The sequence below is a fragment of the Streptomyces sp. NBC_01017 genome (genome assembly GCF_045162795.1).
GTDB lineage: Bacteria > Actinomycetota > Actinomycetes > Streptomycetales > Streptomycetaceae > Streptomyces > Streptomyces machairae.
Window position 1 is genome coordinate 1,859,305 of the sequence record NZ_CP108683.1, and the last position, 25,841, is coordinate 1,885,145.

A 25,841-nucleotide genomic window follows, 5' to 3' on the forward strand; every position below is an offset into this window, starting at 1 on the left:
GGCCCTGCTCCGCGCCCTGTTCGAATCGTCCCTCATTGTGGCCTACGGCGTCAGATCCTCGATCTCGGCCGGCGCAGCCACCAGCTCCGGAGCCACCGTGTCCTGGACCCAGCGGTGCTGTGCGGGGTCGACCGCGCGGGGGATCGTCTCCGTCAGCATGATCAGGTAGAGGTAGGAGCGGTAGAGGGCCAGCCGCAGCCGGGCGGGAACGTCGAAGTCGGCCCGGCCCCCGGCCTCCCGATAGCCGGCGAGGAACGCCTCGTCCTTCTTGATGTCGTCCAGGAGCGCCAGGGAGACGAAATCGGCCAGCGGGTCGCCCCAGAACATCCGCTCCCCGTCGATGAGGCCGCCGATCCGGGCCTCCCCCGATGCGCGGTCCACCAGGATGTTGCCCTGCCACAGGTCGAAGTGGACCAGGTACGGGACGGTGACGTCGTCGAGTGCGTCGCAGGCGGCCCGGAGCGTGTGGGCCACGGCGTCGGCGGGGCGGGGCAGCCGGGCCCCGTAGCGGCGGGCGTCGTCGAGGACGGCATCCAGCATCCCGGTGAACGCGGTGCGCCAGTCGGCGGCGAGCGGGCCCAGGGCACCGGACGGATAGCCGAAGCCCGGTCCGGTCACCCGGTGCAGACGGGCCACCTGACTACCCAACTCCCTGCGCAGGGCCGTCCGTTCGGCGTCGGCGAGCTCACCGTTCCAGGGCTCCCCGGGACAGGCCGTCATCAGCAGCCGGTCCCCGCCGGCCACCACACGCGGTGCAGGTACGTCCGCCTCGGCGGCCCCGCGGTGGAACTCGGCCTCGGACACCAGCAGCCGGCGCTCGTGCCGCAGCCCCGGGACGGTCGGTGCGGGCGGCACCTTCAGCACGTACCGGCTGCCGTCGGTGAGGAGCAGTTCCTCGACCGTGTTGTACGTGCCGCCCGTCAGCGGGCGGAGGTGGGCGAGGTGGTCCGGCGGTATGCCCGCCGCGTCCAGGACCTGCCGGGCCCGTTCCCAGGAGTCCACCACCGTGCGCCCACCCCGCCCCTTCGGTCAGCCGGCCGCGTAGACGTCCTCCACGTAGCGGCCGTCCGCGACCAGTGCGTCGAGCCACTCCCCGGCCGCCGCGTCGTCGGCACCCGGCGTGCGCTCCCGGTACAGCGTACGGAACGCCTCCCGCACGCCCGGCGCCATCCGCGAACCGTCACCGCAGACGTACACCCGGGCACCCGAACCGAGCAGCTCCCAGAGCTCGTCGGCCTCGGCGGCGATCCGGTGCTGCACGAAGGCCACACCGTCTTGCGGGGCGGCGCTGAAGGCCGGGCGGAGCGAGACGGCTCCGGCGGCCTCGGCGGCGCGCAGTTCCTCGGCGTGCAGGTAGTCGGCGTCGGGAGCGTCGCAGCCGAAGTAGCAGATGGCGGGGGCGAGTTCGGCGCCGAGCGCGAGGGCCGCCGTACGGTCGGCGATCGCGCCGCGGAACGGGGCGAGGCCGGTGCCCGCGGCGACCATGACGACGGGAGTGTCGGCGTCGATCCGGAAGACCTCCCGGCAGGGCTGGACGCGGGCGTACACCGTGTCGCCGGGCCGGACGGTGGTGAGGTGTCCGGATCCGGTGCCGCGGTAGGTGCCCTTGCCGGAGCGCGCCGGGGCCTGGAGCAGGGAGATCATCAGGTCCGTGTGGCCGGGGTCGACGGCGGGCGAGGACGAGACGGAGTAGTGGCGCGGGCGCAGCGGGGTCAGGATCTCCAGGAGCTGCGGCCAGTCGAGGGCGCCGCGCAGGGCGGGGAAGTCCTCGATCAGCTCGACCAGGGTGCGCGGATCGTCGGTGAGGTTCGCCAGAGCCGTGCGCTCCGGCGGACACGGGTTGGCGGCGGCGAGGGCCGAGAGCCGGTCGGCGCTCGGGAGCTCCTGCAACTCGACGTGGTGCGTGAGGAGTTGACGTACCGTCAAAGGCCGGTCCACCGCGAGGCCGTCGCGGCGCGGGCGGGCCGGCCGGATGTCCAGGACGGAGTCGAGGTCCACACCGAGTGCGGCGGCGGCGCGGTCGACGAGGGCCGGGGCGTTGGCGGGCAGGACGGTGAGGTGGTCGGCGGTGCGGTAGGTGACGCCGTCCGGCAGGGCGACGCGGACGAAGCGCTTGCGGCGCGGGTGGCCGGGGGCGGTGAGGTCGTACGCCTCGGTGACGGTCATGGGGACGAGGCCGTGCCGTTCGGCGAGGGCGTGCAGGGGGCCGCCGGTCAGGGTGCGGATCTCGTACGCGCTCGTCGGCTCGTCGTCGGCCGGGACGGTGGCGTCCGGGTCGCCGTACTGCTCCAGCAGCGCGGTGCGGAGCCTGGCGGTGAAGTCCTGTACCGCGCCGGTCAGGTCGCCGGAGGCGTCGGCGGCGGCGCGGCCGACGAGACGGGTGGCGCCGAGTTCGGCGAGGCGGTCGTCGATGCGGGTCGGGACGTGCTGGTAGGTGGCGGCCCAGTTGCGGTCGCCGACGCCGAGGACGGCGTAGGTGACGTCCGTGGCGTCCGCCGCCTCCTGAAGCCAGGCGGCGAAGGCGGTGGCGTCGTCGGTGGGGCGGCCGTTGTAGGAGGCGGCGGTGATCACGACGGGGCGGTCGGTGGGCAGACCGCCCGCGTACTCGTCCAGCGCCGCGACCTGTGTCTCGCAGCCGATGGCGGCGGCCTCGTCGGCCAGCTGGGCGGCGAAGTCGCGGCAGGTGCCGTAGTTGCTGCCGTGCAGGAACAGGGCGCTGGTGCCGGGGCGGACACGGGCGGGAAGGGCGGTCGTGTCGGACGCGGCCTCCGTGACCGCGGGGGCGGCGCCGGGCAGCGGGGTGTGCACGCGGTCGGCGGGGGTGCGCGGGGTCAGGGTCAGGGTGAAGCCGTCGGGCTTGAGGGTGAGGGTCTCCTTGACCGTGAGGCGGTAGTCGGCGTGGTCGTGCAGCCGGTAGCGGTGGACCAGCATCGCCAGCAGCATGGTCGCCTCGTGCAGGGCGAACTGCCGCCCGATGCAGGCGCGTTCACCGGTGCCGAACGGCTTGAATGCGTGCACCGAACGGGCCGCCTCCGCCTCCGGCGTGAAACGGGAGGGGTCGAACAGCTCGGGGTTGTCGCCCCAGACCGGCTGCCGGTGCAGCATCGGCGCAAGCACGGTGACGGGCTGCCCGGCGCGCAGCGGGATGCGTCCGCCGAGCAGGGTGTCTTCGAGGGCGTGACGGCTGAAGGCGGCGGCGGTGGGCCAGAGCCTGAGCGCCTCGTTGAGGACCTGGCGGGTGTACGTCAGCTTGCCGATCTCGTCGTAGGTCGGCTCGGGGTCGGCCCGGTCGCCCCACAGCTCGTCGACTTCGCGCTGCACGAGCCGGAGCGCGGTCGGGTGCTTGGCGAGGCAGTACAGCGCGAAGGACATCGCGCCGGAGGTCGTCTCGTGACCGGCGATCAGGAAGGTGATGACCTGGTTGCGGATGCTGGCCGCGTCGAGGGTGCTGCCGTCCTTCGGGTGCTCGGCGGTGAGCATCAGCCCGAGGAGGTCCTCGGCGTCGCGCTGGTCGGTGCCGGCGCGGGAGGCGATGACGTCGTCGACGACCTGCGCGAGATGGTCGGCGTCGTCCCGGAAGGCCGCGTCGGCGGCGGAGTGGTCCTGTCCCGGGATGCGGGCGAGCCGGTTCATGCTCCACTCCAGGCAGCGGACCATCGACTCGACGAAGGGGTGCGGCTCGGCCCGCTCGAACGACCCGAAGTCGTACCCGAAACCGGCGAGCCCGATGGTGTCGAGGGTCATGCGGGTCATGTCGTCGGGCACGTTGACCGGCCGGCCGTCACGGGCGTCACGATCCCAGGACGCCAGGACCCGCTGGGCCACCTTCAGCATCACCGGGTGGTAGGTGCGCATCGAGCCGAGCGCGAACGCGGGCATCAGGATGTCGTGCGCCCTGGCCCAGTTCGGTTCGTCGTTGTACGCCGTGAACAGCCCGTCGGCGGCGAACTCCCGCACGTTCTCCAGGGCGGGCCCGACATGCTTGGCGAACCGCTTCTCGTCCGCGAGGTCGGCCACCAGATCCAGGTCGGCGGTGAACAGTGCGTCCCGCCCGTGCAGCCGCCGCACGAGCACCGGCCCGTGCTCCCGCATCAGCTCCATGACCTGCTGGATCGGGGTACAGCCGGGTCCTACGGCGGTGATGTCGACGACGGGGACGCCGGGGAGGGCGTCGAGGGGCTGGGGGTGCAACGCGGTGGGGGGCATGGCGCGACAAGTGCCTTTCGCGGTACGGGAGTACTGCGATCAAGCGTGAGCGACGGGTCCCGGCCCACGACGCCCCCGCACTACATGATTGTGTAGTGCGGAAACGCGCGCGGTACTTGCGCCCGGTGACAGGAGGTGTCCGTGGACTGGGCCCACCCCGCGGCCGTGGTGTGGCGCAATCGTGCCCTGATGGTCTTCGACCGCGTCTCGGTGCCGGTCGCGGTGTGCGATGTGTACGGCGCGGTCCAGGTGGCCAATCCCGCGATGGCGGCCGAGTTCGGTACGACGCCGGGGCGGCTGCGGGGCCGGGACGTGCTGGAGCTGTTCCGGCCGCAGGAGGCGACGCAGGTGGAGCGGATCGCCGAGGCGCTGCGGCTGCGGCACCGGTCGCGGTATCAGGTGTCGGTGCGCTGGCGGGCTCCGGACGGTACGCAGCGGTACGGGGAGCTCACGGCCGACCCGGTGAGCGACACCGTGGAGGACACGCCGGCACTGCTGGTGATGCTCCGCGTCCTCGCCGAGCGCGAGGCACACGAACAGCGCCGCCCCCCACAGGTCGCACCGATCGAGGCCCGCATCCTGGCCCTCCTCGCCTCAGGCACCACCACCGCCCAGGCCGCCCGCGAGACCGACCTCACGGTGGACGGCGTGAACTACCACCTGCGCCGCCTCTCGTCCCGCTGGAACGCGGCCAACCGCACGGAGCTGGTCGCCCGCGCCTACGCACTGGGCGTCCTCGCCCCGGGGATGTGGCCCCCGACACCGGCCTCGTGGGACGGGGCGGAGTAGGCGGTGCCGGTACCGGCAGGGGCGCGCGCCGAAGCAACCGACGGCATGTCCGCCCGGCCAGTCGCAGGTTCTGGAATTCGGTTCGGCAGCGCAGAAGGTCGCCCGGGCGAGCGCCGTGCCGGCCAGGCGGACGTGCGAGGAGCCGAACCGTGGGGCGGCGCCGGCCACTTGGTGCCGGAAGTTCAGCGCGCCGTACACGGGCCTCGCCCTCGCCGAAATTCACTGGCCCCCCTCCTGCACCCTGCCTAACCTAGCCAAGAACCTAGTACCTCTAGGTTTGACTTTGTGACGCTTGAGCCCTCAGGAGGCCCCCCATGAAGCCGCTCACCGAGCAGGACGTCCGCAACTCTTTCATCAACTGCTCGAAAGGGGAGGCGAAGCGCGTCTCCCTCCCCCGCGATCTCGGTGAACGCCCCTGGGACGACCTCGACTTCCTGGGGTGGCGGGACCCGGGGGCGCCCGATCGCAGCTATCTGGTGGTCGAGCGGGAGGGGCGGCCGGTGGGCGTCACCTTCCGGTTCCCGACCTCGCGGCGCGGGTTCCTGCACCGCAGCATGTGCTCGCTCTGTCTGACCACCCATCCGGGCGGCGGCGTCTCGCTGATGACGGCGCGCAAAGCGGGCCCCGCCGGACGCGAGGGCAACTCCGTCGGCGTGTACATGTGCACCGACCTCGCCTGTTCCCTCTACGTCCGGGGCAAGAAGGTCCCGGACTCCGGGGCCCGCTTCGAGGAGAGCCTGACGGTGGAGGAGCAGATCGTCCGGACCACGGGCAATCTGGCCGCCTTCATCGACAAGCTGTATGCCTGACAGGCAGCTACCGGTCCCGCAGCCGCGCCGCCTCCACCTCGCGCAGATGGATCAGGACGTCGTAGCTGCGGGCGAGCGCGATGTCGTGCGGGCCGTCCGGACAGGCGGTGCCGATGCTGCGCGTCGGCCGGGCCCGGCGCAGCCAGTCGTCGGCCGGTGATCCGACGGACCGCAGGTCCAGTACGTAGTCGCCGCCGTGCCGCACCCGGTCGAGGGTCCGCTCGTTGCTGCCCGGGCCCGCCGGGCCGAGCGTCCAGCGGCGGATGGTGTCGTCGTCCCAGCCGGTGGCGTTGAACGAGCCGTGGCCGAAGGTCAGGCCCACGCTCACATAGCCCGCCCCGAGGCGGTCACGCAGGAAGGCACCCTGGACCTCGGGGTTCTCGGCAGGCACTTCCGGGACATGGCCGACGTGGTTGTTGTGGGCCGACAGCAGCACCTTGGTGCCGGTGTGCTCCTGCCACCACACCACGTTGGCCGCCATCACCCCGTCGCGATAGCGCATGGCCTCGGCGATCTGGGCAGGGTCCTCGACGTCGAAGTCGTACTGCCGGGCGGTCTGGTCGATCACCGTCGCCTGCTGGACGGCCCAGTCGTACGCCTCCGTGTCGGCGGCGGCGCCGGCCCCGTCCGCGGACTGCCGCCGCAGCAGCGCGAGCGCCTCGCCCGTGCGCTCCGCCCGCTCCTTGCGTTCGGCGTACGGCAGGCCCAGGTACTGCTCGATGTACGCGCCGGTCGGCACGGTGGGCCGCAGCCCGCGGTAGAGCGCGGCGAGGCGGGCGCTCAGCTCGGGCCGGGCACCGGCCGCGTAGTCCTCGACGGCGTCGTACGACTCGGGTCCGGTCCAGGCGATGTCGTCGCCCATGAAACGGACGGGGTCGCCGGGGTGCCGGACGTTGTATCCGCGCATCCACTCGACGAGCCGCAGATAGTCGGTGTTGTTCCACCACAGGTAGTCCCGCTGGAACTCCGCGCGCATGATGCGCCGGGGATCGCCCTTGCCGTGGAGCACATAGTCGTTGAGACGCACACCGGTGCTCCAGGGGGCCTCCAGGGCGAAGGTGCGGAATCCCTTCTCCTCGACGAGATGCCAGAAGACGCGGGCCTTGAGGGCGAAGAAGTCGTGCGAGCCGTGGGTGGCCTCCCCCAGGCCGACGACCCGCGCGTCGCCGATCATCCGGTCCAGGGGGCGCAGATCGCGGGTGTTGCCGCCCGGTTCCACGGTCCGCAGCGGGTGGGCGGCACGGTTGAGCGCCTCGACGACGGTGGTGGAGGAGGTGGTGGTGGCGGCTGGTGCCGCCGTGGCCGGGATGCCGGTCGTCAGGGCGGCGAGGATGATGAACAGGGTCAGCGTTAATCCGGTCCGATGCCGATGCCATTGCCATTGCCATTGCCATTGCCATTGCCATTGCATGATCCAAGGCTTGCGTTCCGGGCGGGCGGGGACCATCCGACGGTCCTCCGTCCCGGGGTGCGGACAACCTTGGGGTGACGGCGGGGGTTTTCCCCAGTCCCGGACCCGGTCGGCCGCCCGGCCGCGCGCGGGTGTCGACGATCACCGGACCGGCCCCTTGCCGTACGGCGGCCGCTGCGATCAATCTGGGGGTCCTTGCGGACCGTTACGTTCCGCAAGCAGGGTGTGGGAAGCATCTGTGGAAAGGGAACAGCCCAAGGATGCGAGAGGTACGTGAGGAACCGGCGCTCCGGGAACGGCTCGGGAAACTGCGCCGGGACCCCGTGGTGGTCCAGACGCTGCGATCGGCGGCCGCGGCGACGATCGCCTACGTCATCGCGCTGCGCCTGAGTCCGGAGGCCGCCCCGCTGACCGCGCCCCTGACCGCGCTGCTGGTCGTCCAGGTGACCTTCTACGCCACGCTCACCAACGGCATCCGCCGGGTGAACGCGGTGGTGGCCGGCGTCCTGGTGGCCATCGCCTTCAGCCTCCTGGTCGGCCTGACCTGGTGGAGCCTCGCCCTGCTGATCGTGGCCTCCCTCGGGGTCGGGCACCTTGTGCGGGTCAACGAGTACGTGCCCGAAGTGGCGATCAGCGCGATGCTGGTCCTCGGGGTCACGACCGTCGGGGACACGGCATGGGCGCGGGTCCTGGAGACGCTGATCGGCGCGGTGGTCGGGCTCGGCTTCAATCTGCTCCTCGCGCCGCCGGTGTGGGTGGACGAGGCCGGCGAGTCGATGGGAGGACTGGCCCGCCGGCTGCGGCAGTTGATGCTGCGCATCGGCGAGGAGGCGGCCGGCCGCCCCGCGTTCGAGGAGGCCGCGGCCCGGCTGCACGAGGCACGCCGGCTCGACCACGACATCATCGAGGTGGACGCGGCCCTGCGGCAGGCCGAGGACAGCCTGCGGCTCAATCCGCGCGTGCGCGACAGCGTGCTGCACCGCGTGGTGCTGCGCACCGGGCTCGACACGCTGGAGATCTGCACGGTCGTGCTGCGGGTGCTGGCCCGCTCCCTCACGGACCTCGCGAGGGATCGCGAGCCCGAGCCGCTGTTCGCGGAGGAGACGGGCGCCGTCCTGGGGCAGTTGCTGTCCGAGATCGCCGACGCGGTGGTCAGCTTCTCGGTGCTGGTCACCACCAATGTCAGCAGCAACGCCGACGCGGCGGAGTCCCGGCTGGCCGCCGAGTTGCGCACGGCGGCGGGCACCCGCGACAAGCTCGCCCCGCTGCTGCGCGAGGAGGCCGAGCGCGAGACGCGGTACTGGCAGCTGCACGGCGCCGTCCTGACCGAGGTCAACCGCATCCTCGACGAGCTCGACACCGAGCACCGCTCGCGCCGGCTGCTGGAGGAACTGGACCGCGTGTCGCAGGAGTCCCGCGCCCGGATGCCGCGCCTGACCCGGCTGCGCGAGCGGATGGGTGTTCAGGAGCAGCTGTGGCGGAACCGGACGGGGTTCTTCGAACGTTCTCGGTAGGGAGCGCGGGGACGGACGGGGCCGGCGCCGGACGCGAGGGAGCGGGGGCCGATGGCCGACACGACCGTACGGATCGACGGGAACACGCTGCGGCTGCCGGGCGGGGTGGCGGTGCGGTTCATCCGTACGCTGCGGCTGCCCGAGTCGGGCACGCATGCACTGCCGCCGGGGCTCGGGGAGTTCCCGGTCCGGCGGGTTGCGGATTACCCGGACACCGTTCCCGAGGCGTGGCGGGCGCGCGGCGGTGTGATGCTCCCGGTGTATCTGCGCGAGGCGATGTGGCTGAGCTTCGGGGGCACCGCCGAGCCGGCCGCCCTCCAGGTCGGCGTGGGCAAGGTGTGTGCGGTCTCGGGGAAGCCGTGGAGCGACCGGCTGCGCCACAAGCCGCAGAACTACGTCGTGCTGCCCCGCCAGCGCTGGCTGGACGGCATCAACTCCGGGAAGGGCACGGTCCGCCAGTTCGTGGCGGTGCCGCTCGGGCTGGGCGCGACCGTCGAGGGCCAGGTCACGGGCGAGGAGGTCTGGGGCGGCGTACAGCTCCAGTCGTTCCCGCTGAAGGAGCCGCAGCTGGCGCGGTGGCGTCGGGAGGAGACGCTGCGGGCGGAGCGGGCACGGGCGTTCATGCCGTCCGGAGGCTATGGCGCCGCCATGCCGATGGCGGCGGCTCCCGCCCAGGGTGCGGTCTCGGCGCCCGCCGGCGCATCGGCGGGCGGGACGCGCAGGGCCGCCGCGGCGATGGGCCTGGGCGTCGGCGGTTCGATGCGCCAGGAGGTCTACGAGGACGACCGTCCGCTCTCGGACTGGGCCGAGACCCCCGCCGGCCGGGTCTTCGTCCATCTCGTCACGCCCCCGGAGTGGCGCCGCATCACCGGCGAGGCTCCCCCGCCGTCCCCGGTGGACCGGGCGGCGTACACGCGCGCGGGGCTGCCCTGGTTCGACTACTACGACCAGGACGCCGAGGATCTCGCCCCCACGGACACGCTGGGAGCCGTGAAGCCGGTCGGCGACTGGCTCGGCGACGACCACGAGCCCTGGCAGGCACCCTCGACCAGCCAGGTGAAGCCGCTCAAGGACGCGCCGGGGAAGCCGGTGGAGGACGGTGACTGGTAGCCGGGGCACGGCAACTCCCGGCTGACGGACGGCAAGCGGAGCCACACCCCTCTCATTGCACCCTGCGCAACGCACGTTGCCGTTCTTGCGCTGGGCTGCTGATCCACGCCAAGGTTGCTGTCACGACCACGACGACCGACGACCTGAGGTGTGGACATGGGCAGTGGTGGGCTGAGCAGGCGCCGATTCGTCGGAACCCTCGCGGGATCGGCCGCCGGCGTGACACTCCCGGCGGCCACGGCGTGTGACGACGCCCCCGCCCCCGCGGACACGGCCGACACGGCAGCTCCCGAAGCCACCGGCCCCGGTACGCGTCCGAGCTCCCAGACCGAGAGCCGCGAGCCGTCCGGCCCCCGCCCTCTCCACCTCGGCACCTACACCTCCGTCGACGGCGGCGGCGAGGGCATCGGCCTGGCCACGTACGATCCGGAATCGGGCCGCATCACCGGGGCCGGCACAATCGGCGGAGTCGGCGACCCGTCGTATCTGGCGCTGCACCCGAACGGCCGGACGCTGTACGCGGTCAACGAGCGTGAGGACGGTGCCGTGACCGCCGTCCGCCTTGCCGACCGCAAGGTTCTGGGGAGCCGCAGCACCGGCGGCGCGGCGCCCTGCCATCTGTCCGTGCATCCGAGCGGGCGCTGGCTGTTGAGCGCCAACTACGGCACGGGCAGCGTGGCCGTGCACCCGATCGACGCCTCGGGCGCGCTCGGTGAGCGCACCGATCTCGTCACGCACTCCGATCCGGCGCCCGGTCCGGGCCAGGACGGCCCGCATGCGCACCAGTTCGTCACCAGCCCCGACGGCGGCCATGTGCTCGCCGTCGACCTGGGCACGGACACGGTGTACAGCTACCGCCTCGACCAGAAGGCCGGCACGCTCTCCGAGGTCGCGCGGGCGCGGACCGAGCCGGGTGCGGGCCCGCGGCATCTCACCTTTCACCCGGGCGGGCGGTACGCGTATCTGGCCAACGAGGTCGACAACACGGTGGCGGTCTGCGCGTACGACGTCGGCACGGGCCGGCTGAGCATCGGCGCGGCGCAGTCCACGGGCACGGGTTCGGGCACCAGCTATCCGGCGCAGCCCGTGGTGACGCGGAACGGCCGTTACGCCTATCTCGCCAACCGCGGCCACAACAGCCTCACGCGCTATGCGGTGGAGGCGGACGGCGCCCGGCTGCGGCTGCTCGACACGGTGCCGGTGTCCGGGGACTTCCCGCGGCAGATCGCCCTCTCGCCGGACGGCACGCTGCTGTTCACGGCGAATCAGCGGTCGAGCACCGTCAGCGTCTTCCATGTCGACGAGGACAGCGGTGAACTGAAGCTCGCGGGCGAGCCGTTCGCGTCACCCGTCGCCGTCTGTGCGCTGCCGCTGTAGGGCACGCGGGCAGGAGGCGGCGCTGGCCTGGGCGAGCAGGATGTGCATGCGCTCGGTGAGCTGCGCGACGTCGTCGGCGGGCCGGTGGAACGGCAGCCGTACGTCACCGTGCGAGCTGGCACGTTCGATGCGCAGCGTCAGTCCGTGCCGGTCGACGGCGAGCGGCTGGACGCGGACGGCGCCGTGCAGACTGTCGGACTCCACGAGGCGGGTGAGCCGCTCGACGGCGTCCGGGTGGCAGTCGGCGAGGTGCGTGAGCAGCCGGGCCTCGGCGGTGGCCAGCGGGTCGGGCGCGGCGTCCGCGAACTCGTCGAGGTCGACGACCACGGGACCGGACGGCTGCCGCAGCACCACACGGGTGGCCTTGAACGCGAGTTTGCCGTCCTCGGGCGTGAACCAGCCGGACATCCAGAGCCGGGTGCGGATCCGCCTGCGTACGGGCACGGGGGCGACGTCGGCGAACTCCAGGACGGCGGAGGGCTCTCCGCGGGGCGCGCAGATCGCCGCCGTGACGAGCACGCTGTCCTCCGGCACCTCCAGCAGGACGCGCCCCTCCTCGGTCACGGTGTGCGCGCCCACGAGCTCCTCGCGGCAGCTCTCCGCAGTCACCCCGCAGGACCACGCGCCGGCCAGCACCGACCGTGCTCGTTCCGCCGCGGAAGGTGCCGCCGTCCAGGCTTGGCTGTCACCCATCCCATACCTCCTTAGGTAAGCCTCACCTAACCTATCGAAGATCGAGCCGCACGCCAACCGGCCACGGCGTTCCTGTGGGATCTCTTCGACGTGCGCGGGGGCACTCAGCGGGCGATGACACCCAGCAGGGCGCGGGCGCACAGGTCGCGCACCTGCTCCCGCGAGAGGTCGGAACCCCGCAGCCACTCCAGACAGACGGCCGTGGTGAACGCCAGCCAGCCGCGCACCGCGAGCCGGACGTCGGGCCGCTTCTCGAAGGCCGGGCCGAACTCGGGGTCGGCCGACATCGCCGCCAGGATCTGCTTCTCCTGCGCGGCAAGGGCCTGTTGATAGACCTTGCGCACGGCGTGGTCGCCGGCCGCGTCGGCGCGATGGAAGGCGCGGTAGCCGTGCGCGTGCGCCTCGACGTACTCCAGATACCTGTCGAGGCTCGCGGCGAGCTGCTCGCGGACCGGGACTCCGGGCACGGCGGCCGTCATCCGCAGCATGCGCTCGCTCTCCCGCTCGACGACGGCCGCGAAGAAGTCACGCTTCGTCGGGAAGTAGTGGTAGAGCAGCCCGCGGGAGACGCCGGCGATCTCGGCGACCTGCTCGATCCACACCTCGTCGTACGGACTCTCCGAGAACAGCCGCGCCCCTACCGCGAGGAGCTGCTCACGGCGTTCCTCCGTGCTGAGCCGGCGGCGGGTGCGCTCGCCCTGGTTCGCGGCCATGCCCGCACTTTACTTGACGTGGGTTCAATAGCGGGATCACACTGAAACGCGTTATTGAACCCACGTACAACGAGCTCAACGTGCCGCTGGATCAAGGGAGATCGAGGGAGATCGCGTCATGGCGGAGACAACGACCGGGTCCGGACTTCCGAGGGGATTCCGCAGCGCCGAGCAGGGCTGGCCGGAGCTGTCCCGCATCCCGCATCCTCCGCACCGGCTCCCGCTGCTCGGTGATGCGCTGGGCGCCAGTCGGCGTACACCGCTGCAGGACTCCCTGCGGTTCGCCCGGCAGTTGGGGCCGATCTTCCGGCGCAAGGCCTTCAACAAGGAGTTCGTGTTCGTGTGGGGCGCCGGCCTCGCGGCCGACATGGCGGACGAGTCGCGGTTCGCCAAGCATGTGGGGCTCGGCATAGCCAACCTGCGGCCGGTCGTCGGGGACGGCCTGTTCACGGCGTACAACCACGAGCCGAACTGGCAGCTGGCGCACGATGTCCTGGCGCCGGGGTTCAGCCGGGAGGCCATGGCGGGCTACCACCCGATGATGCTGGCCGTCGCCGACCGGCTCATGGACTCCTGGGACCGCGCCGCCGACGCGGGCCGGGCGGTGGACGTCCCCGGGGACATGACCAAGCTGACCCTGGAGACCATCGCCCGCACCGGGTTCGGGCACGACTTCGGCTCCTTCGAACGCGCCCGTCCGCATCCCTTCGTGACGGCGATGGTCGGCACGCTCAGCTACGCGCAGCGGCTGAACACCGCGCCGTCGCCGTTCCTGCTGCGGCGTGCCGCCCAGCGCAACCAGGTCGACATCGGCTACCTCAACCGCACGGTCGACGACCTGGTCCGCGCCCGTACCGCGGGCGGCGGCGGGGACGGGGATCTGCTGGACCGGATGCTGGAGACCACCCATCCGGAGACGGGCGAGCGGCTCTGCGCGCAGAACGTCCGCCGGCAGGTGATCACCTTCCTGGTGGCCGGCCACGAGACCACCTCGGGCGCCCTCTCCTTCGCCCTGCACTATCTGTCCCGGCATCCGGACGTCGCGGCTCGCGCCCGCGCCGAGGTGGAGCGCGTGTGGGGCGGCACGGCGGCGCCCGGCTACGACCAGGTGGCGCGGCTGCGGTATGTGCGCCGGATTCTCGACGAGTCGCTGCGGCTGTGGCCGACGGCGCCGGCCTTCGCCCGGGAGGCGCGCGAGGACACCGTGCTCGGCGGCGACCATCCGATGCGGCGGGGCGCCTGGGCACTGGTGCTGACGGCGATGCTGCACCGTGATCCGCAGGTGTGGGGCCCGGACGCCGAGCGCTTCGATCCGGACCGCTTCGATCCACAGGCCGTTCGGACGCGTGCGTCGCACACCTTCAAGCCGTTCGGGACCGGGGCGCGGGCGTGCATCGGGCGCCAGTTCGCGCTGCACGAGGCCACGCTGGTGCTGGGTCTGCTGCTGCGCCGGTACGAGCTGCCGGCCGACCCGGGATATCGGCTGCGGGTGACGGAGCGGCTGACGCTGATGCCGGACGGGCTGCGGCTGCGCGTGCGGCGACGGATGCCCGGCACCGCGCGCACCGAGCCCGTCCCGTCCGGGACCGTCGAGAGCGCGACGTCAGACGTCCGCTGTCCAGTGCGCAGGTCGGCCGACTGACGCGGGCAGCCGTGTGCCGGCGCTGCCCCGGGCGGCGTTGAGCTGGGGCTGGGTCAGGAAGAAGGCGTCCGTCAGATCGGCGTCCGTGAGGTCGGTGTCGCGCAGGTCGGCCCCGATGAGGTCCGCGCCGCGCAGATCGGCGCCGGTCAGGTCGGCGGCGATGAGGTAGGCGCCACGCAGGTTCGCGCCCCGCAGGTCGGCACCCCCCAGCCGGGCGCCCATCAGGTCCGCGCCCCGGCGGTTCTTCTTGCGCCCGCCGCCGATGCCGGCCCTGGCCAGCTCGCTGGTCCTGAGCAGGAGCACGTTGACGTCCTGCCGGTGCGCGGCCACGTCCAGCGCCGCGAGTTCCTGCGGGGTCCCCCGGGTGAGTTCCTCGGTCCTCTCCAGGATGCGCCGCAGGTCGGCCCGGAGAGGGCGGGCGGCGGGCAGGGTGAGTGCCTCGGTGAGGTACCAGAGCAGTTCGTGGAGCTGACGGACGACGGGGAAGACGTCGAACATCTGCCGGGCGTGCTCACGCGAGCCCGTCCGCCAGTCCTGTCCGTCGAACGTGACCTGCGAGACCTTCTGGCCGGCGCCGAAGCAGTCGTAGACGGTGCAGCCGGTGAAACCGGTCTGCCGGAGCCGGTCGTGGATGCCGCACCGGTGGTCGTCACGGAGGTTGTGACAGGGCTTCCCGGCCGCCTTGTCGACCGCGAAGTCGGCCGACGCGGCGAAGGGAAGGGCCACACAGCACAGCCCGAAGCAGCTTGTGCAGTCACCGTGCAGGTCGGCCCGGTCGAACATCTGATCTTGCATACCGTTCAGCATACGGAACGAGAAACTCGCCGATGGGTTTCCGCTCCCGGGTGACTCAGCCGTCGAGGCCCGGCAGATCGAGGCCGCCGAGCCGGTCGGGGTCCGCCAGGATGTACATGTGCGTGATGCGGCCGTCGGCGATGGTGACGCCCATGACCGACTGCGTCCGCCCCTCGGGTGCGTGGACGACCCCGATCTCGCCGTTGACCAGCACGAACTGCGCGTACCGCGCGAACTGAGCGAACAGCAGCGCCTGTTCGGCCACCGGCTTCGCACCGCGCACCACCTTCGACGCCGCCGCACCGCGGACCAGCGGCCCGGAGTCCGCACGCAGCACCACGTCCGGGTCGAGGACCGCGAGCAGCGCCTCGAAGTCCCCCGCGCGGGAGGCCGCCATGAAGGCGTCGAGGACCTGCCGCTGTCGGCCGAGGTCGGGCTCGGACGATGGCGTCGCGCCCCGCACCCGGCGCCGGGCGCGACTGGCCAGCTGCCGGGTGGCGGCCGAGGAGCGTTCCACGATCGGCGCGATGTCGTCGAAGGGCACCGCGAACATGTCGTGCAGCACGAACGCGATCCGCTCGGCGGGCTCCAGCGCCTCCAGCACCACCAGCAGGGCCAGGCCCACCGAGTCGGCCTGGAGAACCTCCTGCTCGGGATCGATCGTCGACAGCGGTCTGATCACGGGGTCCGGGACGAAGGTGTCGTCCAGGGGCTCCTCGTGGCGCCGTGTGCGCGAGCGCAGCATGTCCAGGCAGACCCGGCCGACGACGGTGGTCAGCCAGGCGCCGATGTTCTCGATGGCGCCCGCGTCGCTGCGGCTCAGCTTCAGCCAGGCCTCCTGGACGGCGTCCTCCGCCTCGGCGAGTGAGCCGAGCATGCGGTAGGCGACCGCCTTGAGACGGCCGCGGTGCTCCTCGAAGCGGTCCGCCAGCGCTTCCGTGTCGTTCACGTGCTGCCCCCGTCTCCCCGTCAATCCGTCGGAACTACCGGCCGAACAGTTCGAACGCCACCGCCGGCTTCCCGCCGAACCGCTCCCCCAGCGCCTCGGCGTTCGCGGTGAGGAAGCCACGGACGTACGTCTCCGGGTCCTTGCTCGTCAGCACCTCGATGTAGGTGCGGTGTTCGAGCAGTGAGCGCACCGCGCGCTCCAGGCCCGCCGTCGCCTCCACCGCGTGCGTGGGGGTGCTGGAGCCGGCGACGGCCACCCAGCGGACGCCGTTCCAGGGCTCCAGGCCCTGCTCGATGAGCTCCGGGAAGATCCAGCGGTTGCCCGCGTCGCCGGCGGCGTCCAGCGTGGCGCGGCCCACCGCCACATGGTCCGGGGTGTTCCAGGCGACGCCGCCCCAGGTGTCCCGGTGGTTGAGCGTGATCACCAGCTCGGGCCGGTGCCTGCGGATCGCGGCGGCGATGTCGCGGCGCAGGTCCATGCCGTACTCGATCACGCCGTCCTTGTGGTCGAGGAACTCCACCGCCGACACGCCCACGACGGCCGCGCTGGCCTGCTGCTCGCGCTCCCGCAGCGGTGCGCACTTCGCGGGTTCCAGGGTGTCGATGCCGGCCTCGCCGCGGGTCGCGAGGACGTAGGTGACCTCACGGCCGGCGTCGGTCCAGGCGGCGATCGCCGCCGAGCAGCCGTACTCGAGGTCGTCCGGGTGCGCGACGACGGCGAGCGCGCGCTGCCAGTCGTCCGGCATGGGCTTCAGCTGAGTGATCGTCGGCTCGGTCATGTCCGCACACTAACGCGTGACACCGACATCACGCTTCGTCACGGGTGAGCGCGAGCAGCCGGTCCAGGACGCGGGGGCCGCCGGCCCGTACACCGTCGTGTTCGAACTCGTCCGTCACCCAGGTCCGCAGGCCGCGGATGGTGCGGGCGGTGGCGAGGGAGTGGGCGGTGTCGACGTACATGTCGTCGTGGTAGACGGCCGCCGCGACCGGCACCTCGTTGGCGGCGAGGCGCGCCGGGTCGTACAGGGGCTTCCAGTCGGTGCGGGCGGCGAGGAGTTCGGCGGTCTCGCGCAGCGGGCGCAGCGCCGGGTCGCAGTCGAACATCCAGGGGTGGATCGTCTCGCCGGTGAACAGCAGCGGTGCGTCGCCCGCGAGGGTCTTGGGGGCGTCGAACTGCGGGAACTCCGCGCGGACGCGCTCGGCGGACCAGTCGGTGGGGCGTGCGTCCTGGCCGTAGATCGCCTCGTGGACGAGGGCGTACAGCGGGTGGCTCGCGTACGACAGCAGGCCCTGGACCTCCTCCTGGAAGGCGTCCGAGAGGGCGGATCCCTGCGGGGTGCGGACGAAGGCGTCCTCCAGCAGGTAGTGCAGGCGGTGGCTGCCCTCGCTGCCGCCGAGGAGGATGCCGAGCGACTGGAAGGCCTCGGCGGTGAGGCGGTAGCCGTTCGGCAGGACCACGTCGTTCGCGAGGAGGTGGTCGGCGATGCGGCGGGCGCGCTCGACGTCCTGCGGGTAGCGGGCGTAGTGCGCGGCGACCTTGCGCTCGATGCGCGGGTAGGCCGCCCGGTACACGTCGTCGGCGTGCGCGTCGAGGGAGGGCAGGCCGCCGGTGACGACCGCGGCGGTCAGGCCCTCGGGGGCGGTGGAGAGGTAGTTGACCGTGCAGAAGCCGCCGAAGCTCTGGCCGAGGACGGTCCAGGGGGCGCCGCCGGTCACCTCGCGGCGGATCGCCTCGCAGTCACGCACGATCGAGTCGGCACGGAAGTGCGTGAGGTAGTCGGCCTGTTCGGCGGCGGTGCCGCGCAGCGGGAGCGTCTGGCGGTTGGCGGGTGCGGAGTGGCCGGTGCCGCGCTGGTCCAGCAGCAGGACGCGGTACTCCTTGAGCGCGCGGCCGAGCCAGGCACCCTTGCCGACGAATCGGTTCGCCCCGAAGCCGGGGCCGCCCTGGAGGTAGACCAGCCACGGCTGGTCCTGGTTCGCCTTGTCGCTGGCGACGACCTCACGGGCGTAGAGCTCGATCGTCTCACCCGTCGGGGCGTCGTGGTCGAGGGGCACGGTGAAGTGACGGTCGGTGAGGACGACGCCGGGCTGGCGGTAACTGACGGTCAACAGGGCTCCCGGGACGGAGGGTTTTCGGGCCGCGTCCCAGTTCAGCACATGTTCGTCCGCCGACCGAGTCCTGGGATCATGAAATCGTACTGAACGACCGATCAGTGACCCCAGGTGCGGACCGCCTGAGGATCAGCGGGCCGACAGGCTGGAGCGCCGCACCACCAGCTCGGGCTGGAGTACGACCCGCCGGTGCTCGTGCCGCTTCGTCCCGGTCTCCTCCTCCGTCTCCTCCAGCAGCATCTCCGCCGCGAGGGTGCCCATGGTGACCGCGGGCTGCCGTACGGAGGTGAGGGGGACGGCCGCGGCGGCGGCGAACTCGATGTCGTCGTAGCCGACGATCGCCAGGTCGTCGGGGACGCCGACACCCGCGGCGTACATGGCCTGCAGGACGCCCAGGGCGAGCAGGTCGTTGGCGCAGAAGACGGCGGTGGGGCGGTCGGCGAGGCCGAGCAGCCGGGCTCCCGCGTCCCGGCCGGCGGCGACGTCGAGGCGCTCGGTCGGCAGCTCGCGCAGGTTCCCGGGTCCGAGGCCGGCCTCCTCCAGCGCGTTCAGGGCGCCGGTACGGCGGTCGCGGACCTGGTTGAGAGCGGGCGGGCCGCTGACGTACGCGATGGAGCGGTGCCCGGCGTCGACGAGGTGACGTACGGCCAGCGCGCCGCCCGCGACGTCGTCGACGGAGACCGAGCACTCGGTGGTGCCCTCGGCGACCCGGTCGACCAGGACGAAGGGGATGTTGTGGCGGCGAAACGTTTCGATGTTGCGTCCGGTGGCGTCGGCCGGGGTCAGCAGTACGCCCCTTACGCGCTGTTCGGCGAAGAGGGACAGGTAGTCGGCCTCCTCACCGGCGCTCTGCGCGCTGTTGCAGACCATCACGCCGAGCCCGGCGTCGCGCGCGGTCCGCTCGGCGCCGCGCGCCACGTCGACGAAGAAGGGGTTGCCCATGTCCAGGACGAGCAGCCCCATGATCCGGCTGCGCCCCGCGCGCAGCTGGCGCGCGGACTCGCTGCGGACATAGCCCAGCCGGTCTATCGCGGACTGCACCCGCGCCCGGGTCTCCGTGGCGACCGCGTCCGGACGGTTGATGACGTTGGACACCGTGCCGACGGAGACTCCGGCGGCGCGTGCGACGTCCTTGATACCCACCGACTGGGCCATCGGGCAGGGACCTCCAGAAAGACTCGTAAGACGCGGGGCGGCGGGAAGGCCTTCACATTACCGTCATGCCGCCCACATCGGCTGCGATCAGGCAGGCAGGCGGAAGTTGAGGTTGCGCAGCGCCGAGGGTGTCGTGCCGCTGGACTTCTCCTGGTACATGATCGACAGGTAGTGGTCCTGACCGACGCGCGTCTCGTCGATCACGACCTCGCCGAAGGCGTTCAGCCCGGCGGTGACACCGTCGTACAGCACCGTCCAGTCCGTGTATCCGGAGGCCTGGGAGGCTCCGGCCATCCGGCAGAACGGGAAGATCGCGTACGCGTTGTCGTACTTGTCCAGGATCAGCTTGGTGCGCTGGCTGGAGTTCAGCGGGACCGGGATCTCGGTCTTCTGCCAGGTGCCCGAGGCGTTCTTGCGCACGTGGAAGGCGCGGCCGTTCGCGGTGCGGTCGGCGACGTAGTCGGTGGTGCACTGGCCGAAGCGGCCGGGGACGTAGCTGATGATCGCGTGCGGCAGGCCCGCGGAGTCGGTGAACTGGCTCTCCTGGTTCATCAGGGAGTGGTCCGGGTTGATCGCGTCGATCACCAGTCCGCTGTCGGTGACGGCGACCTTGTCGGAGCCGCCGGTCGTGCCGACGACGGTGCCGGCGTTGTTGCGCCAGGTCCGGCCGCGGTCGTCGGAGTAGACGTAGCCGGTGTCGTGGTTGGTGATGCCGCCGCCGTTGCACATCACGGCGCCGTTCTGCTCGCGCCAGGTGAAGAAGGAGTGCAGGCGCCCGCCCCGGTCGTAGTCGATGCCGTGCAGGTACATGTTGCGAGCGGTCGAGGAGCCGTGCTCGCTGGTGTACGTGCCGGTGGAGCTGGACCACTCGCCGAGGTCGGTCCAGGTCGAACCGTCGTACTCGGCGAGGGCGTTGCGGCCGTTGCCGGAGACGGCGACCCGGTAGCTGAGCTGGAGTCCGCCGTCGGGGGTGGAGATGAACTGCGGGTAGGTGAACTGCGAGGTGAGTGCGAGGCCGTCCATGGTCGACCGGGGTGCGCCGAAGCGGCTCGCGGTCCAGCTCAGGCCTGCCGGGTTGTCCATCAGCCCGGCGACCGACTTGACGTAGGTGAAGCCGTCGCTGTGCGAGTCCATGTTGAGATGGAGGCGGCCGTCGACCTTCGAGATCCCCATCGAGATGACGTTGTGGGAGTCGTCGTAGCGCAGGGTGTGGCCCACCTTGACCGTGGACCAGGTGGTGGCGCCGAGCGCGCGGCGGCCGACGACGGCGCCTCGGTCGGCGGTGTACCAGACGGCGTACTGGTAGCCCTTGTAGGTCAGCAGGCCGTTCTTCTGGAAGGCGTTGTTGTTGACCAGGCCGTCGTACGACACGAAGAAGATGGCCTGCGTGTCGAGCGTGGTCGTGCCGGTCAGGGTGAGGGACGGACCGGGGTCGGCGGCACGGGCGGTGCCGGACGCGAGGGCGGGGGTCATCACGGCTCCGGCGAGGGCGGCGCCCAGCAGGGTGCGTCTCTTCATCTCGGGGACTCCGTTGTCGGCGAGGGGTGGGGAGGTGTGAGTGGGGTGTGTCAGGCGAGGTGGAACACCTCGGTGAGCGGCTGCATGGCCTCGTCGGGCCGGTCTCCGTCCAATGACTCGAAGAACGGCGCCATATCCGCCTGCCAGCGGGCGTTGACATCGGTGGCTTCCATACCGGCCACGGCGGCGGCGAAGTCCTCGGTCTCCAGGTAGCCGACGAGCAGGCCGTCGTCGCGCAGGAAGAGCGAGTAGTTGTGCCAGCCGGTGGCCGAGAGCGCTTCGAGCATCTCGGGCCACACGGCGGCGTGCCGCTCGCGGTACTCGTCGAGGCGGTCCGCCCTGACCTTCAGCAGGAAGCACACGCGCTGCATCAACAACCCTCCGGATGTCAGAAGTTGAACTTGTCGATGTTCTTGGCGTCGAAGACGGTCGGCTTGCCGAGGCTGATCACGCCGTCCTTGCCGATGGTGTACTCGCCCATGTCGCCGGCCTTGAAGGTCTCGCCCTCCTTGCCGGTGATCTGGCCGGAGACCAGGGCAACGGCGGTACGGGCGGCCAGCTCGCCGAGCTTCGACGGGTCCCACAGCTCGAACGCCTCGACGGTGCCGTTCTTGACGTACTTGCGCATGTCGTTCGGCGTGCCGAGGCCGGTCAGCTTGACCTTGCCCTTGTACTTCGAGCCGGAGAGGTACTGGGCGGCCGCCTTGATGCCGACCGTCGTCGGGGAGATGATCCCCTTCAGGTTCGGGTACTCCTGGAGCAGGCCCTGGGTCTGCTGGAAGGACTGCTGGGCGTCGTCGTTGCCGTAGGCGATCTTGACGAGCTTGATGTCCTTGTACTTGGGGTCCTTGAGCTCGTCCTTCATGAAGTCGATCCAGGTGTTCTGGTTCGTCGCGGTCTGCGCGGCCGACAGGATCGCGATCTCGCCCTTGTAGTCGATCTGTTCGGCGAGCAGCTGCACCTCGGTGCGGCCGAGGTCCTCGGCGGACGCCTGCGAGACGAAGGCGTTGCGGCAGTCGGCGGTGGTGTCGGAGTCGTAGGTGACGACCTTGATGTCGTTCTTCATGGCCTGCTTCAGCGCGGTGCACAGGGCGCCGGGGTCCTGCGCGGAGACGGCCATCGCGTCGACCTGCTGCTGGGTGAGCGTGTTGACGTAACTCACCTGTCCGGCGGTGTCGGTGGCGCTGGACGGCCCGACCTCCTTGTAGCTGGAGCCCAGCTCCTTCAGCGCCGCCTCGCCGCCCTTGTCGGCGGAGGTGAAGTAGGGGTTGTTGACCTGCTTGGGCAGGAAGCCGACGGTCAGGCCCTTCTTCAACTCGGCGTTCGGGTCGGCCTTGCCGGCGGTGGCGGCGGAGGCGCCCTCGTTCTTGACGTCCTCCTTGGTGGTGCCGCCGCACGCGGTGAGGGCGAGAGCGAGGGACGTGGCGGCGGCGAGAGCAGCGGAGGCGCGGCGGAGGGATGACTTGCGCATGGTGGGAGTCCTTTGCGAAGAAGGGCTGAGTTACGAGGTCGGGGTCGAGGCGGCTCTACGGCCCGCCCTTGCCACGGAGATCTGCCGTGCGACCCGCGGGCCGAGCACGGAAAGCACGAGCAGGACGCCGGTGACGACGATCTGCGACTGGGCGGAGACGTCCTGGAGGCTCATGACGTTCTGCAGCGCCCCCAGCAGGAACACCCCGGCGACGGCGCCGCCCAGCGTGCCCTTGCCGCCGTCGAAGTCGATGCCGCCGAGCAACACGGCTGCCACGACGGAGAGTTCGAGTCCGGTGGCGTTGTCGTAGCGGGCGCTCGCGTAGTGCAGCGCCCAGAAGATACCGGTGAGGGAGGCCATCAGGCCGGTCACCGTGAACAGGATCAACTTCTGCCGCTTGACCCGGATACCGGCGAAGCGCGCCGCCTCCTCGCTCGCGCCGGTGGCGAAGACCGACCGCCCGAACGGCGTGGCGTGCAGGGCGACCACGGCGACGGCGAGCAGGACGAGGAAGGGCAGGAAGGCGTACGGAATGAACGTGTCGCCGATCCGTCCCGCCGCGAAGTCCAGGTACTGGGACGGGAAGTCGGTCACCGCGTCCGACCCGAGCACGATCTGCGCGATGCCCCGGTAGGCGGCGAGCGTGCCGATCGTGACGGCGAGGGACGGCAGGCCCAGCCTGGTCACCAGGAGCCCGTTGATCAGACCGCACACCACACCGAGCAACAGACAGATCGGAATGATCGTCTCGATCGTCATGCCCTGGTTCCACAGCGCACCCATCACGGCGCCCGAGAGCCCCGCGGTCGACGCGACCGAAAGATCGATCTCGCCCGAGACGACCAGGAGCGTCATCGGCAGAGCGATCAATGCGATCGGAAGGGTGTTTCCGATCAGGAACGACAGGTTGAGAGCGTTGCCGAAGCCGTCGACCGTGGTGAAGGACAGCAGGAGCACGACGATCAGAAGGGCGCCGACGACCGTGTCCCAGCGAACGGCGCGCGCGAGCGACGAGTCAGCCATGGCGTGCGTTCCTCTTCTTCAGGGCGTTGGCCACGCGCAGCGCGACGATCCGGTCGACCGCGATGGCGAGGATGAGCAGGATGCCGTTGATGGCGAGCACCCAGACGGAGCTGACGCCGAGGGCGGGCAGCACGCTGTTGATGGAGGTCAGCAGCAGCGCGCCGAGGGCGGCGCCGTAGACGCTGCCGGAGCCGCCGGTGAAGACGACGCCGCCGACCACGACCGCGCTGACGACGGTGAGTTCGTAGCCGTTGCCGGTGCCGGAGTCGACGTTGCCGAACCGGGCCAGGTACAGGGCGCCCGCGAGACCGGCGAGGGCACCGCAGAAGGTGTACGCGGCGAGGATCCGCTTGCGGACCGGGATGCCGGCGAGGCGGGCGGCCTCCGGGTTGGAGCCGAGGGCGTACAGCTCGCGGCCGCTGCCGAAGTGCTTGAGGCAGTACGCGGTCGCCACGAGCACGGCGAGGGCGATCAGCGCCAGCCACGGCACCGCCCAGATGCCGCCGGAGCCGAAGTCGACGAAGCCGTCCGGGAGGTCGGCCGCGGTGATCTGGCGGGAGCCGACCCAGATGGAGTCGATGCCGCGGATGATGTAGAGGGTGCCGAGGGTGACGACGAGCGCGGGCACCTGGCCGAGGCTGACGAGCAGTCCGTTCAGCAAGCCGAAGCCGATGCCCATCAGGACCGCCAGGACCACGGCGACGACCGGGTTTCCGCCGCCCTGGAGGTACGTTCCGGCGGCGAAGGCGCTGATGCCGAGCGTGGAGCCGACCGACAGATCGACGTTCCTCGTGATGACGACCAGGGATTGGCCCGTGGCGACCAGGACGAGGATCGTCGCGTTCAGCAGCAGGTCCTTGATGCCCTGTTCGGTGAGGAACTCGCTGTTGCCCAGCTGGGTGACGACGATCATCACCACGAAGACGACCAGGATGGCGAGTTCGCGCATCTTGAAGACGCGGTCGACCAGGCGGGTGCCGCTGGACTTCGGCACGTCGGTGACAGGGGCCTCCTTGGGAGTGATCACCGTCATGCGGCGGCCCTCCCCGTTGCTGCGGCCATCACGGTTTCCTCGGTGGCTTCGGAGCGCGGGATCTCGGCGGTGAGGCGTCCCTCGTGCATCACGAGCACGCGGTCGGCCATGCCGAGGATCTCGGGCAGGTCGGAGGAGATCATCAGGACGGCCACGCCGTCGGCGGCCAACTCGCTGAGCAGCCGGTGCACTTCGGCCTTCGTGCCGACGTCGATGCCCCGGGTGGGCTCGTCGACGATCAGCACCTTGGGGCCGGTGGCGAGCCATTTGGCGAGGACGACCTTCTGCTGGTTGCCGCCGGACAGGGTGTTGACGGTGTCGGCGATCCGCGCGTACTTGACCTGGAGCTTGACGGCCCAGTCGAGGGAGCGGCTGCGTTCGGCGCCGCGGTCCATCAGCCCGGCCCTGACGGTCGTACGAAGCCCGGTGAGGCCGATGTTGCGCTCGATGGACATGTCCATCACCAGGCCTTGAGCACGCCGGTCCTCGGGGACCAGGGCGAGGCCGGAGGCCATGGCGGTGGAGGGGGCTCCGTTGGTGAGGGCCTTGCCGCCGACGGAGACCTCGCCGGCGTCCCAGCGGTCGATGCCGAACACGGCCCGCGCGACTTCCGTACGGCCCGCGCCGACGAGCCCCGCGAGACCGACGATCTCACCGCGCCGTACGTCGAAGGAGACGTCGGTGAAGACGCCCTCGCGGGTCAACCGGCGTACGCTCAAGGCCACTTCGCCCGGCTTCACGTCCTGCTTCGGGTACAGGTCGTCGAGGTCGCGGCCGACCATCCGGCGTACGAGGTCGTCCTCGGTCATGCCGTCCAGCGGCTCGCTGGCGATCCAGGCGCCGTCGCGCAGGGTGGTGACCCGCCGGCAGATCTGGAAGATCTCCTCCAGGCGGTGGGAGATGAAGAGGACGGCGGCGCCCTGTTCGCGCAGGGTGCGTACGACGCCGAAGAGCCGGGAGACCTCGCTGCCGGTGAGGGCGGCGGTCGGCTCGTCCATGATCAGGACGCGGGCGTCGAAGGACAGCGCCTTGGCGATCTCGACGATCTGCTGGTCGGCGATGGACAGGCCGCGCGCGGGGCGGTCGGGGTCGAGTTCGACGCCGAGCCGCTGCATCAGGGCGAGGGTCGCGGTGTGCGTGGCCTTGTGGTCGATCCGGCCGAGGGCGCGCCGTGGCTGACGGCCCATGAAGATGTTCTCGGCGATCGACAGGTCGGGGAAGAGGGTCGGCTCCTGGTAGATCACGGCGATACCGGCGTCGCGGGCGTCGCCGGGGCCGTGGAAGACGACGGGCGCGCCGTCGAGCAGCACCTGGCCGGCGTCCGGCCGGTGCACTCCGGCGAGCGTCTTGATCAGGGTCGACTTGCCCGCGCCGTTCTCCCCGGCGAGGGCGTGCGCCTCCCCGGGAAACAGCTCCAGGGAGACGTCCCGCAGGGCGCGGACCGCGCCGAAGGACTTGGAGATGTCCCTGAGCGCAAGAACCGGGGCCGGACCCGTGGTGGACGGGTGGGTCATGGGGGCTC

Annotated in this window: 22 protein-coding genes and 1 pseudogene; 6 read left to right on the forward strand and 17 right to left on the reverse strand. The window is 71.4% G+C overall.

The window, feature by feature from the left end; genetic code table 11:
* Positions 1-42 precede the first annotated feature (42 nt).
* Positions 43-1,005, reverse strand: a complete 963-nt coding sequence (locus OG331_RS08795; RefSeq protein WP_406193690.1) for a phosphotransferase family protein — start codon at positions 1,003-1,005, stop codon at positions 43-45.
* Positions 1,006-1,029: 24 nt separating this feature from the next.
* Entirely contained in the window at positions 1,030-4,206 is a 3,177-nt protein-coding gene (locus tag OG331_RS08800; RefSeq protein WP_406193692.1) for a cytochrome P450, read from the reverse strand.
* A gap of 189 nt (positions 4,207-4,395) precedes the next feature.
* On the opposite strand from OG331_RS08800, the gene OG331_RS08805 reads away from it, so the two are divergent.
* Positions 4,396-4,995: a PAS domain S-box protein gene (locus tag OG331_RS08805; protein WP_406209850.1), complete on the forward strand. Its 600-nt coding sequence runs from the start codon at positions 4,396-4,398 to the stop codon at positions 4,993-4,995.
* A 78-nt stretch (positions 4,996-5,073) separates the two neighbouring features.
* On the opposite strand, the pseudogene OG331_RS08810 reads toward OG331_RS08805, so the two are convergent.
* Positions 5,074-5,208: pseudogene (locus tag OG331_RS08810) on the reverse strand (DUF3626 domain-containing protein); the annotation flags it as partial.
* A 101-nt stretch (positions 5,209-5,309) separates the two neighbouring features.
* Here OG331_RS08810 and OG331_RS08815 point away from each other — a divergent pair.
* Positions 5,310-5,804 (forward strand): FBP domain-containing protein, encoded by a 495-nt coding sequence (locus OG331_RS08815; RefSeq protein ID WP_406193694.1) that lies wholly within the window; start codon positions 5,310-5,312, stop codon positions 5,802-5,804.
* Positions 5,805-5,811: 7 nt separating this feature from the next.
* On the opposite strand, the gene OG331_RS08820 is transcribed toward OG331_RS08815, so the two are convergent.
* Entirely contained in the window at positions 5,812-7,215 is a 1,404-nt protein-coding gene (locus OG331_RS08820) for an erythromycin esterase family protein (RefSeq protein ID WP_406209853.1), read from the reverse strand.
* 260 nt (positions 7,216-7,475) lie between these two features.
* Between OG331_RS08820 and OG331_RS08825 the strand changes: the two genes are divergently transcribed.
* From OG331_RS08825 to OG331_RS08835, 3 genes are all read left to right on the forward strand, one after another.
* A complete protein-coding gene (locus tag OG331_RS08825) occupies positions 7,476-8,729 on the forward strand; it encodes an aromatic acid exporter family protein (RefSeq protein WP_406193696.1) in 1,254 nt (417 codons plus the stop codon).
* A gap of 51 nt (positions 8,730-8,780) precedes the next feature.
* Complete coding sequence (locus tag OG331_RS08830) at positions 8,781-9,839, forward strand: hypothetical protein (protein ID WP_406193698.1); 1,059 nt, start codon at positions 8,781-8,783, stop codon at positions 9,837-9,839.
* Between the two features lie 156 nt (positions 9,840-9,995).
* Entirely contained in the window at positions 9,996-11,216 is a 1,221-nt protein-coding gene (locus OG331_RS08835) for a lactonase family protein (RefSeq protein ID WP_406193700.1), read from the forward strand.
* Here the strand turns inward: OG331_RS08835 and OG331_RS08840 are convergent.
* Both OG331_RS08840 and OG331_RS08845 read right to left on the reverse strand, forming a co-directional pair.
* Positions 11,184-11,909: a DUF2470 domain-containing protein gene (locus OG331_RS08840; RefSeq protein WP_406193702.1), complete on the reverse strand. Its 726-nt coding sequence runs from the start codon at positions 11,907-11,909 to the stop codon at positions 11,184-11,186. The two genes, OG331_RS08835 and OG331_RS08840, sit on opposite strands and share 33 nt — an antisense overlap.
* 104 nt (positions 11,910-12,013) lie before the next feature.
* Positions 12,014-12,622: a TetR/AcrR family transcriptional regulator gene (locus OG331_RS08845; RefSeq protein WP_406193704.1), complete on the reverse strand. Its 609-nt coding sequence runs from the start codon at positions 12,620-12,622 to the stop codon at positions 12,014-12,016.
* 118 nt (positions 12,623-12,740) lie between these two features.
* Between OG331_RS08845 and OG331_RS08850 the strand changes: the two genes are divergently transcribed.
* On the forward strand, positions 12,741-14,264 hold the full coding sequence (locus tag OG331_RS08850) for a cytochrome P450 (RefSeq protein WP_406193706.1): 1,524 nt from the start codon (positions 12,741-12,743) through the stop codon (positions 14,262-14,264).
* Here OG331_RS08850 and OG331_RS08855 read toward each other — a convergent pair.
* The 11 genes from OG331_RS08855 to OG331_RS08905 form a co-directional block, all read right to left on the reverse strand.
* Positions 14,226-15,059: a pentapeptide repeat-containing protein gene (locus OG331_RS08855; RefSeq protein ID WP_406193708.1), complete on the reverse strand. Its 834-nt coding sequence runs from the start codon at positions 15,057-15,059 to the stop codon at positions 14,226-14,228. The genes OG331_RS08850 and OG331_RS08855 overlap by 39 nt on opposite strands.
* 55 nt (positions 15,060-15,114) lie before the next feature.
* A complete protein-coding gene (gene sigJ, locus OG331_RS08860) occupies positions 15,115-16,008 on the reverse strand; it encodes an RNA polymerase sigma factor SigJ (RefSeq protein ID WP_406193710.1) in 894 nt (297 codons plus the stop codon).
* Positions 16,009-16,042: 34 nt separating this feature from the next.
* Complete coding sequence (locus OG331_RS08865; protein ID WP_406193712.1) at positions 16,043-16,786, reverse strand: PIG-L deacetylase family protein; 744 nt, start codon at positions 16,784-16,786, stop codon at positions 16,043-16,045.
* Positions 16,787-16,814: 28 nt separating this feature from the next.
* Positions 16,815-18,116, reverse strand: coding sequence for an alpha/beta fold hydrolase (locus OG331_RS08870; RefSeq protein ID WP_406193714.1), 1,302 nt, complete (start codon positions 18,114-18,116; stop codon positions 16,815-16,817).
* Positions 18,117-18,248: 132 nt separating this feature from the next.
* Positions 18,249-19,274, reverse strand: a complete 1,026-nt coding sequence (locus OG331_RS08875) for a LacI family DNA-binding transcriptional regulator (protein ID WP_406193716.1) — start codon at positions 19,272-19,274, stop codon at positions 18,249-18,251.
* An 87-nt stretch (positions 19,275-19,361) separates the two neighbouring features.
* A complete protein-coding gene (locus OG331_RS08880) occupies positions 19,362-20,792 on the reverse strand; it encodes a BNR repeat-containing protein (RefSeq protein WP_406193718.1) in 1,431 nt (476 codons plus the stop codon).
* 50 nt (positions 20,793-20,842) lie between these two features.
* Positions 20,843-21,163 (reverse strand): L-rhamnose mutarotase, encoded by a 321-nt coding sequence (locus OG331_RS08885; RefSeq protein ID WP_406193720.1) that lies wholly within the window; start codon positions 21,161-21,163, stop codon positions 20,843-20,845.
* 17 nt (positions 21,164-21,180) lie between these two features.
* Positions 21,181-22,263, reverse strand: coding sequence for a rhamnose ABC transporter substrate-binding protein (gene rhaS / locus OG331_RS08890; protein WP_328877540.1), 1,083 nt, complete (start codon positions 22,261-22,263; stop codon positions 21,181-21,183).
* Positions 22,264-22,293: 30 nt separating this feature from the next.
* On the reverse strand, positions 22,294-23,286 hold the full coding sequence (locus OG331_RS08895; RefSeq protein WP_406193722.1) for an ABC transporter permease: 993 nt from the start codon (positions 23,284-23,286) through the stop codon (positions 22,294-22,296).
* On the reverse strand, positions 23,279-24,319 hold the full coding sequence (locus OG331_RS08900) for an ABC transporter permease (protein ID WP_406193724.1): 1,041 nt from the start codon (positions 24,317-24,319) through the stop codon (positions 23,279-23,281). The genes OG331_RS08895 and OG331_RS08900 overlap by 8 nt, the downstream gene beginning before the upstream one ends.
* Positions 24,316-25,833: a sugar ABC transporter ATP-binding protein gene (locus OG331_RS08905; protein WP_406193726.1), complete on the reverse strand. Its 1,518-nt coding sequence runs from the start codon at positions 25,831-25,833 to the stop codon at positions 24,316-24,318. The genes OG331_RS08900 and OG331_RS08905 overlap by 4 nt, the downstream gene beginning before the upstream one ends.
* Positions 25,834-25,841: the final 8 nt, after the last annotated feature.